At 38.9% G+C, this 14,397-nt stretch carries 16 protein-coding genes; 3 read left to right on the top strand and 13 right to left on the bottom strand.

Annotated features, from left to right (window positions below; all coding sequences use genetic code 11):
- Nucleotides 1-409 precede the first annotated feature (409 nt).
- Nucleotides 410-2,509 carry a condensation domain-containing protein gene (locus H3V00_RS06505; RefSeq protein WP_198207203.1) on the top strand — a complete coding sequence of 700 codons (2,100 nt, stop codon included), beginning with the start codon at nucleotides 410-412 and terminating at the stop codon, nucleotides 2,507-2,509.
- A 63-nt stretch (nucleotides 2,510-2,572) separates the two neighbouring features.
- Here H3V00_RS06505 and H3V00_RS06500 read toward each other — a convergent pair whose 3' ends face one another.
- Complete coding sequence (locus H3V00_RS06500; RefSeq protein ID WP_198207201.1) at nucleotides 2,573-4,450, bottom strand: non-ribosomal peptide synthetase; 1,878 nt, start codon at nucleotides 4,448-4,450, stop codon at nucleotides 2,573-2,575.
- A gap of 529 nt (nucleotides 4,451-4,979) precedes the next feature.
- Between H3V00_RS06500 and H3V00_RS06495 the strand changes: the two genes are divergently transcribed.
- Nucleotides 4,980-5,807, top strand: coding sequence for a hypothetical protein (locus H3V00_RS06495; RefSeq protein WP_198207199.1), 828 nt, complete (start codon nucleotides 4,980-4,982; stop codon nucleotides 5,805-5,807).
- 157 nt (nucleotides 5,808-5,964) lie between these two features.
- On the opposite strand, the gene H3V00_RS06490 is transcribed toward H3V00_RS06495, so the two are convergent.
- The 7 genes from H3V00_RS06490 to H3V00_RS06465 all read right to left on the bottom strand — a co-directional run bounded on the left by H3V00_RS06490 (nucleotide 5,965) and on the right by H3V00_RS06465 (nucleotide 11,475).
- Nucleotides 5,965-6,258 carry a hypothetical protein gene (locus H3V00_RS06490; RefSeq protein ID WP_100126594.1) on the bottom strand — a complete coding sequence of 98 codons (294 nt, stop codon included), beginning with the start codon at nucleotides 6,256-6,258 and terminating at the stop codon, nucleotides 5,965-5,967.
- 2 nt (nucleotides 6,259-6,260) lie between these two features.
- Nucleotides 6,261-7,247, bottom strand: coding sequence for an RHS repeat domain-containing protein (locus tag H3V00_RS06485; RefSeq protein WP_370570100.1), 987 nt, complete (start codon nucleotides 7,245-7,247; stop codon nucleotides 6,261-6,263).
- A gap of 152 nt (nucleotides 7,248-7,399) precedes the next feature.
- On the bottom strand, nucleotides 7,400-7,834 hold the full coding sequence (locus tag H3V00_RS06480; RefSeq protein WP_198207195.1) for a hypothetical protein: 435 nt from the start codon (nucleotides 7,832-7,834) through the stop codon (nucleotides 7,400-7,402).
- Nucleotides 7,824-9,005, bottom strand: coding sequence for an RHS repeat-associated core domain-containing protein (locus tag H3V00_RS06475; RefSeq protein ID WP_198207193.1), 1,182 nt, complete (start codon nucleotides 9,003-9,005; stop codon nucleotides 7,824-7,826). Before H3V00_RS06475 ends, H3V00_RS06480 begins: the two co-directional genes overlap by 11 nt.
- 108 nt (nucleotides 9,006-9,113) lie before the next feature.
- The gene (locus H3V00_RS11555; RefSeq protein ID WP_255516768.1) at nucleotides 9,114-9,248 is read right to left on the bottom strand and encodes a hypothetical protein; all 135 of its coding nucleotides are present in this window, start codon (nucleotides 9,246-9,248) and stop codon (nucleotides 9,114-9,116) included.
- Between the two features lie 434 nt (nucleotides 9,249-9,682).
- On the bottom strand, nucleotides 9,683-10,105 hold the full coding sequence (locus H3V00_RS06470) for a hypothetical protein (protein ID WP_198207191.1): 423 nt from the start codon (nucleotides 10,103-10,105) through the stop codon (nucleotides 9,683-9,685).
- A complete protein-coding gene (locus tag H3V00_RS06465) occupies nucleotides 10,105-11,475 on the bottom strand; it encodes an RHS repeat domain-containing protein (RefSeq protein ID WP_198207189.1) in 1,371 nt (456 codons plus the stop codon). Before H3V00_RS06465 ends, H3V00_RS06470 begins: the two co-directional genes overlap by 1 nt.
- On the opposite strand from H3V00_RS06465, the gene H3V00_RS06460 reads away from it, so the two are divergent.
- Nucleotides 11,458-11,613, top strand: coding sequence for a hypothetical protein (locus H3V00_RS06460; protein ID WP_198231794.1), 156 nt, complete (start codon nucleotides 11,458-11,460; stop codon nucleotides 11,611-11,613). The two genes, H3V00_RS06465 and H3V00_RS06460, sit on opposite strands and share 18 nt — an antisense overlap.
- 218 nt (nucleotides 11,614-11,831) lie before the next feature.
- Here the strand turns inward: H3V00_RS06460 and H3V00_RS06455 are convergent, their stop codons facing one another.
- From H3V00_RS06455 to H3V00_RS06435, 5 genes are all read right to left on the bottom strand, one after another.
- Nucleotides 11,832-12,227: a hypothetical protein gene (locus H3V00_RS06455; protein ID WP_084564309.1), complete on the bottom strand. Its 396-nt coding sequence runs from the start codon at nucleotides 12,225-12,227 to the stop codon at nucleotides 11,832-11,834.
- 2 nt (nucleotides 12,228-12,229) lie between these two features.
- Entirely contained in the window at nucleotides 12,230-12,592 is a 363-nt protein-coding gene (locus H3V00_RS06450; protein WP_198207187.1) for a hypothetical protein, read from the bottom strand.
- 15 nt (nucleotides 12,593-12,607) lie between these two features.
- Entirely contained in the window at nucleotides 12,608-12,727 is a 120-nt protein-coding gene (locus tag H3V00_RS06445) for an RHS repeat-associated core domain-containing protein (protein WP_232335951.1), read from the bottom strand.
- An 88-nt stretch (nucleotides 12,728-12,815) separates the two neighbouring features.
- Nucleotides 12,816-13,184 (bottom strand): Imm8 family immunity protein, encoded by a 369-nt coding sequence (locus tag H3V00_RS06440; protein WP_084564315.1) that lies wholly within the window; start codon nucleotides 13,182-13,184, stop codon nucleotides 12,816-12,818.
- 3 nt (nucleotides 13,185-13,187) lie between these two features.
- Nucleotides 13,188-14,397, bottom strand: a 1,210-nt coding sequence (locus H3V00_RS06435) for an RHS repeat domain-containing protein (RefSeq protein ID WP_198207185.1), incomplete at its 5' end; no start/stop codon positions are given.

The following is a 14,397-nucleotide window of genomic DNA, read 5'->3' as shown; positions in this document are numbered from 1 at the left end:
AATGACTGATTACAGCCGTGGTCACAAAGTCATCACCATATAAAACCGTAAGCCGGTAAGTTAAATTTTGCTCCGGCATCAGCTGATACAGACTCAGCATTGATTCTCCTCAGGAAAGTGCTCTTTATGTCGATCCGCTGCTTATGCTGCTGTTTTACGGCATAAATCAAAACATTAAATAAAATTAGAAACAATTAAAGTTGATGAAAATGAAAATCAATTGTATTATCATTTTAAATGTATTGTAAAGTATTATTAATAAAAATAAAAATTTTGACTCTGATAAACAGAGCAGACAGATAGCACAAATCTCTTCCGATGTTAATTTAAGTTAACTGGTTAAATAATTATGACCAGAATGAGTACAGACAGTCATGAATAACTGATACGGCAAGAGAGGATTAATAATATGTTAACGTTAAATACAGATTCTGCTCCTTCTATCGCAAATGAGCACGAAGAATTTATCTGGATGCAGCAATTGCAGGAACCGGAGCAGGTGAAATATCAACTGGCAGTGTGGCAGGTAAACCCATATCCGGATTTAACCATACTGCATAAAAGCATTGTGCATTTGCTGGAAATCCATTCAGACTTAAATGTTCGCTATCACTTTACCGATGACGGAGATTTATATAAATATCCCGATACTGATTTCTCAGCTTGTATCCAAACAGAGCAAATACAGGAAAAACAGCTTATTACCCTTCTGGCGCAACTAATGCAGCAGTCATGGCAGCCGGAAACAACATCCCCCTTTCTGGTTACAGTAATCAGCACAGAAAACAAAGTTTTTCTGGCTTTGCGTTTACATCCAATACTGGCTCAGCAATTTACTCTAGATGATTTAATTCAGGAAATTCAAGCCACTTACACCAGCAGTACCGGAGCACCGCATCAGCTCGAATTATTGCCTTTAGATTTAACTGTACTGAATATACCGGCAACACCGGCTCAGCCTGCAAATACAGAATCGCTGCCAGACATCATACTGGCAGAATTCAGAAATACACTGGCAGAGCCCGATATGACTGCTGACGATGATTTTTTTGATTTTGGCGGACATTCACTACTGGCAACACGGGTAATAGGTAATCTACAAAAAAATCATGGTATTAAATTAAATTTTAATGATTTTTTTAAATCGCCTACGGCAGGCGCACTGGCAAAAATTGCCCGTCAGCAGCAGCCGGCATTATCCGCAGCCGAAGTACAGCCGGATCAGAGTGCGCCATTAACACTGGCACAGGATTTTCTATGGCAGGCATACAGTGCCTTTGATTTCAGCCCTATTTACAATTTACCGTTTGCCATCGAATTTCAGCAGCCGGTCAATGAAGAAATCCTGCATCAGGCATTTAATGATTTAATCATACGCCATATCGGCTTGCGTACTCTGTTTAAAACCGATAAACAGCAAACCAGACAATATACAGTTCCTGTATCCGAACTTAACCAATATAAATGGTTCTGGCCGGTCAGCGACAGCCATGGAGTAACACTGTCCGGTGAAGCGGCGTATAAATTTGATCTGACTCGTGAACTGCCTCTCAGAATCCGGCTGTTAACAGCAGATAACGGCAACACAGTTTTATCGTTTCTGGTACATCATATGGTAATAGATGAATGGTCTTTAAATACCATCATGACTGATCTGAGCCATGCTTATGCCGCACGGCTGCAAGGGCAGGCACCGGTATGGGCAAATACCGTACCCGCTATTCATGAATTTGCACGCAGACAGCAGCAAAACGGTATTAACCGTCAGCATCTTGACTACTGGCGCAGCCGGTTACAAGGAGCAAAAAAAGGCTTAACCCTGAACACAGATACCATTACCTTGCCGGAAAATACTGCTCCGCAGGTGAAATGGCTGGAAATCAGATTTGATTCTGCTTTTCATCAGCATATTTCCGCATTTGCCAAACTTCATCATGCTTCAATATTCAGCGTGTTTTATACCGCTATTGCCACCATACTGCAAAAAGAGGGTGATTTAGACGAAATCGTCATCGGCACCTCAGCATCCGGCCGTACTGATCCCAATTATTTTGATACCGTTGGCTACTTCACAACCATGGTTGCCCATCGTACCCGTTTTACCCCACAGCAATCCTTTACCGCATTGCTGGCAGATACCAGTGAACAAATCAACGAATCCATGGATTATGCCGACATTCCGATTAACTATATTCAGCAGGCTTTAGGTATTCCTGATAACGAAGGATTAATGTTTGATGTTTATATTCACATTCATTCAAACAATGCCTTAAATGGTCAGCTAAACACAGCCCGGGGTGCCATACCTTACCGGCAGATATTACCGGAGCGCAATGAATCCATGTTCGGGTTGCACTTCGAAATTATGGAAAATCAGATTAACAATCAGTACAGCCTGAGCATGATTATTACCTATCAGGCACATCGTTATCCGACTGTACTGGTCGAGAGAATAGCCAAAGAAGTGCAACAGCTGTTAAATGATCTGGCTAAACAGGCATCGGCATAAAGATTCAGATAAACAAAGTACTTAAATTTTTTAAGTACTTTGTTTAATGATTTCCGGCAAATATTATTCAGGCATCCTCCTGCTTATCTCATTCACCACATCCTGTATTGTTTTACAGCGTAGCAAAACAGCCGTATCCAGCCGAATACCAAACTGTTGCGTAAGCTTGTCTGCGAGCATAATTAACTGTTTCAGACGCATACCAATATTCAGAATTTCAGTTTGGGCAGAAATATTCACGGCATTTTCTGCTGTCTGGGGCAGGCATTCACGAAAAATAGCCAGAATATCATCAGTTACAGCCAGTTCTTGTGTCGCTGTTACTTTGGTCTGTGGCGGCGTAGCCTGATACAGGCGTTCCTGTGCCATCTGCTGTATCAGCTTACGGTCTACTTTAACATTACGGGTTAGCGGAATTTCTTCAATCATCAGCCATCTGGTCGGAATATGTGATTTCGGTAAATCAGCCATTAAGCACGTTTTCAAAGCATTAATATCCGCATCGGATTGATTAGCCGGCAACGTATACACCGCCACCAGTTCATGCATTTGTGTTACCGGGTGAGTACAGCACACCACCAGACTGTCCTGAAAATAGCCGGATTTAGCCAGCGCAGCCTCAACCTCGGCCGCAGAAATCCTCACACCTTTTATTTTCAGATAACCTTCAGTACGTCCTGCAAAAATAATATTGCCATCATCTCGCATATACCCCAAATCACTCATGCGAAAAGCAATTTTTTCTTCATCACATCTCAGAGACACAAAATCCACGGTTTGCAACTGACCATTGAGCAAATAACCGTTAGACAGATTCACGCCCGACATATACATTCGCCCCACCTCACCAATAGCACACGGTTGTAACTGCTCATCCAGAATATAATATCGGTTATGTGCCAGTGCTTTACCATAAGGAATCACATCAATATCTTCAGCAGTTATTTCATGCCATATACTCCAGATAGTTGTTTCCGTCGGACCGCCTAACGAGAACAAACGCGCCTGTGGCAGTTGCCGGCGCAAAAACTGAATCAGACCCGGCTTAATATAATCACCACCTTGTGCAATCAGGCGCAAAGACTGCAATTGTTCTTTACTGGCAACGCTGCACAGCATATCCACAATAGCCGGAACACTTACCCAGATACTAATATTATGAGCTGTCAGTAACTCAGCCCATGACATTGCATCCTTAGCCTGTGCCGCAGTAGGAATAACCAGAGAAGCACCAAGAGCCATTGCCCCAAAAACATCAAAAACCGACATATCATGATGAAAGGGCGTTACAGCCATCAATACATCATCCTGATCAGCCTGCCACCGGCTGATGGTTTGTCCGAGTACATTGGCAGTAGCCAGATTATTCAGTACCACACATTTCGGCGTTCCCGTACTGCCGGAAGTATATAAATAATAGGCTGCTTCAGTATTCAGCTGATAGCTGCATTCCGGATGATTGAAACCCTGTGCAGTCAGAGCATCATCAATAAGTACATATTGCCGGCCGGTTACCGGCGTTTTGCTAATCACCAGATCCGTCAGACTATTAGACAGTAAATAATCTCGTCTGGCTTCTGGTGCATCCATATCAACCGGTAACCAGATAATACCCGTCAGAGCACAGGCCAGAACCGCATAAACATGCTCAGCACTTTTAGGCAGACAAACTGCCACTACCGCACCGGCACATAATTTTTTTTGTTGCAGCGCAGCCATTACCTGAGCCACATTTTTCCCCAGCTGAACGTAACTGATTGCTTCACCATCATAGAACAAAGCAGTTTTATCTGGCGGATAATCAAACAGATTATGCCGGATAGAATCAAGAAAGCAGAATGCATCTGCCGCTATCTCATCGTATTTCCCGCGATACAGCAAACTATCCCGATTAGATTCAAAGTTATCCTGTTGCTGTAATTCAGAGCTGTCAGATTGCATATAAACTTTCTCCCGTTTATTGTTGTCGGCTGCTACTCAAATAAGTAATGACAAAAATAGAATTTCAAATAAATTACCGCACCGCAAAACATTTTATACAGAGTTAACCTTTTTTAAAAGATAATAATAATTATTTTCATTTATAAAAAATTTTAATTTCAATTATTTATTCAGATTATCGATAGCAACTTTCAGGCAAATAATCATTCATCAAACTCAGTAGCTCAGCAATTGAACCGAGCACAGCCGGTAATGTTTATATAAAAAGCAATGCCATACAAAAATAGCACCGGCAGGCACACATTCATCGATTAAATTAAATCATAATAAAAAAGACTTATTAATTAAATTGAATGACAAAATCTGGCGCAGGTATAATGACTTATCGTATTTTTCATAATAGAAAATCGAAAAACATACCTAAAATTATATAAAGGGTTATAAGAAGAAATATAAATATGTTTATCATAATGCAAAGGATGATAGACATATAATTTATATAATGATATTGTTAAGAAAAAATTTCAATATGAAAAAATTTATTTTAAAAATTTCACTAATAATTTTATTATCTGTTAGTACTAATTATGCATATAGTTTTAATAATAGTTATTATAGGTTAATAGAAGACAGATTAACAGAACAGACAACTGAGAAGGAACGTATAGTAAAAGTTTTCAGTAATTCAAATTTAATAATGAGTGAAGAAGAAAAAATCTATTTTTTAGGATGTGATTTCGAACATTCAGAAGAAAATAAACAAGAGATCAATAATCGATTAAATAAAAGTGATTTTTTTAGGAACTATAAAAATGAATTAAAAAAATATCATTTGACAGCAAATAACTTTAGTAAACTTTATTATAGAAATAATAATGACTCATTAGAAAATAATAGTGATTCATCAGACCTATGTAACGAATACAGTAATATTAATATTATACTGCTTGATAATAATGAATTGATGATACCTTATAAAAATCAATTGGTTTTCTTGCATCGTTTATCTAATGAGGATGAAAAAAAACTCAATGATTTTTATAACAATGAGAAATGCCTAGACAGGCAAGAGAAAGAAGGAATGGTATTTATTGGTGTTTGCTATTATCAAAACATGTCAATTTTAGATGTATATAATGCAATGAGTACAGATCCAGCATATATTTTTAGGGAGAAAATTGGAATAGGTGAAAATCGCTCGGTAACTTATGAAGATAAGGCAGTTGATGTTGAGTATAAATGGAAAGGAAAGAATAAGTTAGAAATAATACAGCATTTTGAAGGCGGAGAAACGTCTTACATTTTTAAACACAAAAAAAATGGGACAAAATTGACAACTATTTATTCTGCTGATTAATAAATAGATCATATCCGAGTCGTAACCCAACTGAATTAAATCCTCATTATGTAAAGTCATATAATTTATATTATTACGATTTTATTAAGTAGATTTTTAATAAATATATTTATAATCAAATAATTCAATTTTAAATAATTATTATACGTTTATAGTATTATTTCATTTTTACCAATAAATCTCCTGGATATAATCTAATTCTATTATTTTCGTATATATATTCTATCCATAATTCTTTGTTATCAGATTCACAATCGTTTATTATTCTATATTCTGAATATCCTGTATTCATTTCAATAATTGGTACAATTTTGTCTATTTTACCTTGTATCGTATTTTGGGATAAAAATAAAGCAATTTTTTTTAATAAATTTAATTTTATTCTTAATTCATAGTTACTACCTTTTAAAGAATTAATCTCGTTATCAATATGGTTAATGATATTTAACATTTCTATCTTTCTATATAAATTGTGGCTTTCTCACCATTAGGTGTTAGTACATTAATATGAGGGGTTGTTTGGTGTGGATGCCCGCTTGGTAAGCTCTCATGTCCATGTAAAATTCCATCTTTATTAAACTGATAGTCTTTATGATATACAGCATTGCTACCTTTTTCCGAAGATCTTAATTTAAAATCTTTCTTCTGCCTAGACGTTTTAATTGCTGATTTGTTTCCTGCACCAGTTACTTTACGTGCATTTGGGAAAGCACCATATAATACCTGATCTGCTTCCTTAAATGAATTAACTGTTACATCATTTCCGGCGCGTAAATATTTAATTTTATTATTTATTTTTTTTGGGGTAAAGGATTTATTACATTGTAATCCCCACGGGTCAATCCACATTAACGCATTGGGCGCATACTGATACAGATTAAAGCCACCCAGCAACCCAATCGGATCCGGCTGGGTAAAGCGGCCTGTATCCGGATCATAGTACCTGAAAGTATTGTAGTGCAGGCCCGTTTCTCTGTCTAAATACTGTCCCTGATACCTCAGGTTCTGTTGTATCTCTCTATGAGTAATCTCCTGTATCGGTTTGCCCCACAGCTGATATGAGCATTCCCAGACGATTTCACCGGCTTCATCCGTCAGTTCTTCCGGCATGCCGTTCAGGTCGGTATGGAAGTAGTAGATGTGTTGTTCCTGATTACCGTTTCTGTCTATCCGCGCCAGCGGTTCATAGCTGCCTTCACCGGTATACAGATACAGGCTCTGCCGTTTGTCCGCGCCGCTTTCCTGAATCATCTGCATCCCGTCCCACAGGAAGGTGGTGCGGTTGCATGGCTTGCCGTCACGGTCCAGCCGGTGTTTTTCAATCCGCCGGCCAAGCGCATCGTAGACGTAGCCGTAGCGTTCAGTATGGTTCAGCCGTTCGATACGCACTTCGGTTAGCCGGTGTCCGGCATCGTAATGGTAATACTGGGTACCGCTGATGGACTGTTCGTAGCCAATATGCCTATGCGGTATCAGTCTAGTTAGAAGATAGCAAGCAGTATGAAAGTAATAAATGTGTGCAGTTACTGATTGTCAATAAAATTAAAATAATGAATTTGTAAATTATTATTTTAATTTTTTGTGTACATTTTTTATTTTTGAATATAATACAAATAAATATCATATTCATTATCACTTAAAGCAATTACTCTATCTGGAGAAGTAAATGCTAATGAAAAATCATATATCTTATTTATTGAAAACAAGCTTAATATGAAATTTGAAAAATTTTCGACATAAAAGGATATGCAAATATCCCCGTAATAAAACATATTACAAATAATATCTTTTTTTATATTCAATATACTTTCAACTTCACTAACTAAAACATTTTTATTTACAGGTAAATTAAAAACTTTTTTCTTGATAATATTATCAATTTTATTTATTTCCATTAACATTTTTCTATGCCATATAAATTCATTATCATGTAAAAATGATATATTAAACGAACTAATACCATCTAGTTTGGTTGCATAGTCTTTTGCTCTAAATAAATTTAATTTATCTTTTAAACTAATTTTCATAATATATATGATGATCGTTGGTTGCAGGGTCATTGATTTTCAGATATCTATCTTTTTTGAAATCGTATGTTCTAGCATCAGAATTAGCTTTAGGTTGTCCCGCATGCACATGAGGACCTGATGCTCTAGGATCTGCAGTGTGTTCAGCAATAACTTTTTTATGTCCGTAGGCATCTGTATATTCATAATATCGTCCATGAGAACCTAAATCCTCTGAATATTTATAGTTTGTTTGTCCTCTTCTTCTGGGATCATTTCCAACAGTCCATTGCCTATTAGGTTGCTGTGAACGAGGTATGCCAGCAAGATCTTTTGCTTTATTAAACGCTTGACGACGATTTCTTACTCCACCACATTGAAGACCAAGAGGATCGATCCAAATAAACGCATTAGGCGCATACTGATACAGATTATAGCCACCCAGCAATCCAATCGGATCAGGCTGAGTAAAGCGGCCTGTATCCGGATCGTAGTACCTGAAAGTATTGTAGTGCAGTCCGGTTTCTCTGTCTAAATACTGTCCCTGATACCTCAGGTTCTGTTGTATCTCTGTATGGGCAATCTCCTGTACCGGTTTGCCCCACAGCTGATATGAACATTCCCAGACGGTTTCACCGGCTTCATCCGTCAGCTCCTCCGGCATGCCGTTCAGGTCGGTATGGAAGTAGTAGATGTGCTCTTCCTGATTACCGTTTCTGTCTATCCGCGCCAGTGGTTCATAGCTGCCTTCACCAGTATACAGATACAGGCTCTGCCGTTTGTCCGCGCTGCTTTCCTGAATCATCTGCAGCCCGTCCCACAGGAAGGTGGTGCGGTTGCATGGTTTGCCGTCACGGTCCAGCCGGTGTTTTTCAATCCGCCGGCCAAGTGCATCGTAGACGTAGCCATAGCGTTCAGTATGGTTCAGCTGTTCGATACGCACTTCGGTCAGGCGGTGTTCGGCATCGTAATGGTAATACTGGGTACCGCTGGCGGTTTGTTTGCTGCGGGTACGTCCGTGTTCGTCGTAGCTGTATTTCAATCCGCGGAAGCTGAGCAGCTGATTAAAGCGGATCAGGTTCTGATTGCTTTCTTCTTCACCGCGTCTTCTGTCCAGCAGGTTGGCTGCAGCATCGTATTGCAGGGTTTCCCAGTAGGCTTCGTTGCGGCAGCTTTCGATGCGTCCGGTCACGTCGTAGCGGTAATCACTTTGTCCCTGATGTAGGAATTAGTGGATGGAACGAGAGTTAAATAAAAAAGCTGGGAGGATTTGATTTTTTTACCCAGCTTTCTTTATCATCTAAAAAGGTAATGTCCTTTTAATAGGAGCAAATTTTCTAATATTCACACCTTGTAATTTAAAGTAATTAAAAGCATCTTCTATATTGGAAAACTCACTAAATTCTTCAGTTGCATAATCTTCGTACATTTCCATTTTATTTTCAGGTATGTGGAAAAGATAAGTATTGTATTTTTCATTCTCTTTTTTAATAGCATATTCAAATAAATAATTTTCACCATTTATATTCTTTATCTCATCAAAACCTCTAACATTACCATTCTCTATGGCGGTAATTAATTTTTATATACAAATCAACCATATATACATCAATCCTCACCGTTATCCTATCAGAACGTTTAATATTTATATGAGGCAAAGAACCATTCCCTGTACCTTCAATATCATTATGACCGTATACACGGCCAGTATTAGAGTCAATAGGGCAATCTTTTCTATAACGGACTTTACCATAGAAAGGTGGTGCGGTTGCCCAGTGGGTCATAGCTTAGTTGTTATTTACGCCCGTCCAGATAGGTTTGTTCAATTAATCAGTCAGCAATATTATATTGGAAACAGTTAAAAGTTATTCAAGAAAGAGAAATCATCTCTACTTTTCCATCCGGTGATAAACAAATAACTATGCCTTTTCCTTCAAGTCGAACTACATCACAAATTTTATTTACATTCCAATTTTTTATTTTAGATAGCTCTAGCCAATTATTAAGTTTCCAGCTATTTATTCTACCAAGAATTACCATCTTTTTTCTAAAACCATGCATGTCAATATCTATACTTATTACAGTGTTATTTTTAGATAAAATATTGACATTACCATATAGATGACTAAATATTTTTGATTTTCTGTTCAGTCTTGCTACAGGTAATTCTGGTTCTCCCATCGTTTCATAAATAAGAGAATCAGATGATCCGACATGCAATTTTTTAATGTGTAGACTGTTAATAATATCCATTAACTCTATTTGAAATATGGGTTTCCATTCTTCATTCATTATGAGCAACCTATTTTAGCATTATATCTTTGTACATTACGTCCAATATCACGTAGCTCTCTCGACCTACCATTAGCTAAATTACGCAAAGTTCCTGTTTCTGTCTTGGCATGAGCTAAAACAGAACGTACACCTTCATTGGCTTTATTTAAAATATCATTTCTAAATTTCATATCATTTTCAAAGCGCTCTTTTGCTAGTGCGATGGCTTTTGTTACTTTTAGACTACCTTTCTCATTTGGAATTGCATTAGTAAAGGTTATACCACCTTTGTGATCGGGTCTTACTGATAATTCAACACCTCCAGGAGCATAAAAATGCAATCCTTTTTGGACAATATCATCATAGCCAGGTGAATGGATCTGCCATGTACTATAACTCCAGCCCCACGGATCAATCCACATCAGTGCATTGGGTGCATACTGATAAAGATTATAGCCACCCAGCAATCCAATCGGATCCGGCTGAGTAAAACGGCCTGTATCCGGGTCATAGTACCTGAAAGTATTGTAGTGCAGTCCGGTTTCTCTGTCTAAATACTGTCCCTGATAACGCAGGTTCTGTTGTATCTCTGTATGAGCAGTCTCCTGTATCGGTTTGCCCCATAACTGATATGAGCATTCCCAGACGATTTCACCGGCTTCATCCGTCAGCTCTTCCGGCAAGCCGTTCAGATCGGTATGGAAGTAGTAGATATGCTCTTGCTGATTACCGTTTCTGTCTATTCGCGCCAGCGGTTCATAGCTGCCTTCATCGGTATACAGATACAGGCTCTGCTGTTTGTCTGCGCCGCTTTCCTGAATCATTTGCAGCCCGTCCCACAGGAAGGTGGTGCGGTTGCATGGTTTGCCGTCACGGTCCAGTCGGTGTTTTTCAATCCGCCGGCCGAGGGCATCGTAGACGTAGCCGTAGCGTTCAGTATGGTTCAGCCGTTCGATACGCACTTCGGTCAGGCGGTGTTCGGCATCGTAATGGTAATACTGGGTACCGCTGGCGGTTTGTTTGCTGCGGGTACGCCCGTGTTCGTCGTAGCTGTATTTCAGTCCGCGGAAGCTGAGCAGCTGATTAAAGCGGATCAGGTTCTGATTGCTTTCTTCTTCACCGCGTCTTCTGTCCAGCAGGTTGGCCGCAGCATCGTATTGCAATGTTTCCCAGTACGCTTCGTTACGGCAGCTTTCAATGCGTCCGGTCACGTCGTAGCGGTAATCACTTTGTCCCTGACGATTGTGTTTTTTGCCTACCAGCCGGTCCAGATTGTCGTAGCTGTAGTTGCGGTCCAGTATGATATCCGGCAGGATACCCGCTCCCGGGCGTTGGGTCTGTTTTTCGGTCAGGCGGCTGGTGCGGTCGTATTGAAAACTGGTATTCATTCTGCCCTGGCTGCGCAGGGTTTCCCGGTGCAGCAGGTCGCGCTCAATGTCGCTGATAATCTGACCGTCCAGGTTAATCTGGTGCAGATGGCCGGAACCATAATACAGTTTGCTGATGAGTTCTGGTTCGGCTTCTGATGGATAGACTGGACAGTGTCAAATTATAAAAAGCCGAAAAGATTTAATTTCTTTTCGACTTTTTAAATTAATAAAACTCACTTTTTTGTTCCAATATATAAATCAAAACTGCATTAATTTTGTAAATGATATTTATTTATTTCATTGAGATACTGAGTTAATGAATAAAATGAAATTCCAAAAAGGTTAGAATTTCAACAGAAAATTTATCTATTTGTTTATAATTTTTTTACTTTCCAAACTCTTGTTGCTGCAACAAATGATAATCCTTTAAACCAAGATGCAAACTCAATGACTTTTTCCCAAGGATAAATACGTCTAGAGGTAAATTTTATAGACTCATCTTGATTCATTATTTCTATAAAATAAAACATAACAGGAGCATCGCGACTTCGACTAATGCGATCTTCCATTCTTGCCGGTCTAAAAATCACTACACAATCATCCATCAAATAACTTTTTGCAATTGTAATTGCTTCATCTTTATTCCAGGGGTTAAAGTCAGCAACTTCTTTGTTATTTTTAAATTCTTCTTCAGAAATATACCAAACATGATCTTCGGTATTACGATTGATCATTAATCCTGAATCGCACTCATATATAATTTTATCCATAGTTAATAATCCAAATGCAAATTATGCGATATACCTTTACTTTTATTCCAAACGTTAACATGTGGACCTGCACCTAAATGAGGATGACCTAATACATCATCTCTCCAGCCATTATTTCCATCGGCACTTTTCATTCCTATTTTTCCATTAGAATTTTTCCAACCATAAGGACCTCCTTCAAATTCTGATTTACGTATAACTTTAGGATCAGATCCTAAATTTCCACTTAATTCAGAAGCAGCCTGCCTTGCGGTTCTTCTGTTTGGCATTTGGTAACGATTTTCACCAGTTTTTATACCACCGTGTTTTTCAATAATCTTTTCCGCATTTGATTGAGCTTTAGCATTTGTAAAGCATGATTTCAATCCTTTCGGATCAATCTACATCAGTGGATTAGGCGCATACTGATACAGATTAAAACCACCGGCCAATCCAATCGGGTCCGGCTGGGTAAAGCGGCCTGTATCCGGATCATAGTACCTGAAAGTATTGTTGTACAATGTACAGTATTTAACTTCAAAAATAATATAATAATTATAGTTAATTATAAGAAATTATTTAAATTAAACCCAAATAAATTTTTAATAATTACTTCATACCTTCATATTCCCAATAAAACATATTAGCTAATTTATCAAAAGCCTGTTGTCCTTCATCAGGATTAATACATGCAAGTTTTTCATCTATTGCATTTCTAATTTGATTCCAATCATATTGGTATATTAATAATATTTTATATAAATTTGCTTTTTTAATTCTTTCTTTATTTAATTTAAGTATACCTTCAGGTGTTGCAATAATAACTGAATAAATATCCCCCTTATTTTCTCCTTTAATTCCAATTGTCATTTCTAATAAATAGAAAACAGAATTATCTTCTGGACTCCATGCCCAGGGATTATAAATATCAGGTGACCAGTAATCTTTTACTTCAAATTTTTGTTGTGCAATTTTCATTCTTTACTCCACATCTAAGTGAACATTGTTTGGCCAACTACCTTCAGGAATATCTCTACTTTGAAAATTGACTTGTGTACCTGTTTTTGACCAAGGCTCTCCAGTATTTTTATTAATACCTGATTTAGCAGAAGGCCCTCTATACTGTCTTAATCCATCTTGCGAAATTAAAAGATCAGCCCCATAACTTTTTACTTCTCTATAATTAGGTCCAACAAAAGTTTCTCCTAAGATTCTTGCTTCTTTAACACTTACTTTACCTGTAATTCCTTTATTTCCACCAGCAGAAAGTTGATTTTTGATTCTTTTAATTTTATTTTTTCGTTGCTTAGCTGTTAATCCGCATTTCAAGCCAAGTGGATCAATCCAAGTAAATCCATTAGGTGCATACTGATAAAGATTGAGTCCGCCGGCCAACCCAATCGGATCAGGCTGAGTAAAGCGACCTGTATCCGGATCGTAGTACCTGAAAGTATTGTAGTGCAGTCCGGTTTCTCTGTCTAAATACTGTCCCTGATACCTCAGGTTCTGTTGTATCTCTGTATGAGCAATCTCCTGTATCGGTTTGCCCCATAACTGATATGAGCATTCCCAGACGATTTCACCGGCTTCATCCGTCAGCTCCTCCGGCAAGCCGTTCAGGTCGGTATGGAAGTAGTAGATGTGTTGTTCCTGATTACCGTTTCTGTCTATCCGCGCCAGCGGTTCATAGCTGTACTGGTCGGTATACAGATACAGGCTCTGCCGTTTGTCCGCGCTGCTTTCCTGAATCATCTGCATCCTGTCCCACAGGAAGGTGGTGCGATTGCATGGTTTGCCGTCACGGTCCAGCCGGTGTTTTTCAATCCGCCGTCCGAGGGCATCGTAGACGTAGCCGTAGCGTTCAGTATGGTTTAGCTGTTCGATACGCACTTCGGTCAGGCGGTGTTCGGCATCGTAATGGTAATACTGGGTACCGCTGGCGGTCTGTTTGCTGTGGGTTCGTCCGTGTTCGTCGTAGCTGTATTTCAGTCCGCGGAAGCTGAGCAGCTGATTAAAGCGGATCAGGTTTTGATTGCTTTCTTCTTCGCCGCGTCTTCTGTCCAGCAGGTTGGCTGCAGCATCGTACTGCAGGGTTTCCCAGTACGCTTCGTTGCGGCAGCTTTCGATGCGTCCGGTCACGTCGTAGCGGTAATCGCTCTGTCCCTGACGATTGTGTTTTTTGCTTACCAGC

Source organism: Snodgrassella sp. W6238H11, from assembly GCF_016100525.1.
Classification (GTDB): domain Bacteria; phylum Pseudomonadota; class Gammaproteobacteria; order Burkholderiales; family Neisseriaceae; genus Snodgrassella; species Snodgrassella alvi.
The sequence above is the reverse complement of the archived record's forward strand: the minus strand, read 5'-3'. Positions and strand labels throughout refer to the sequence as shown.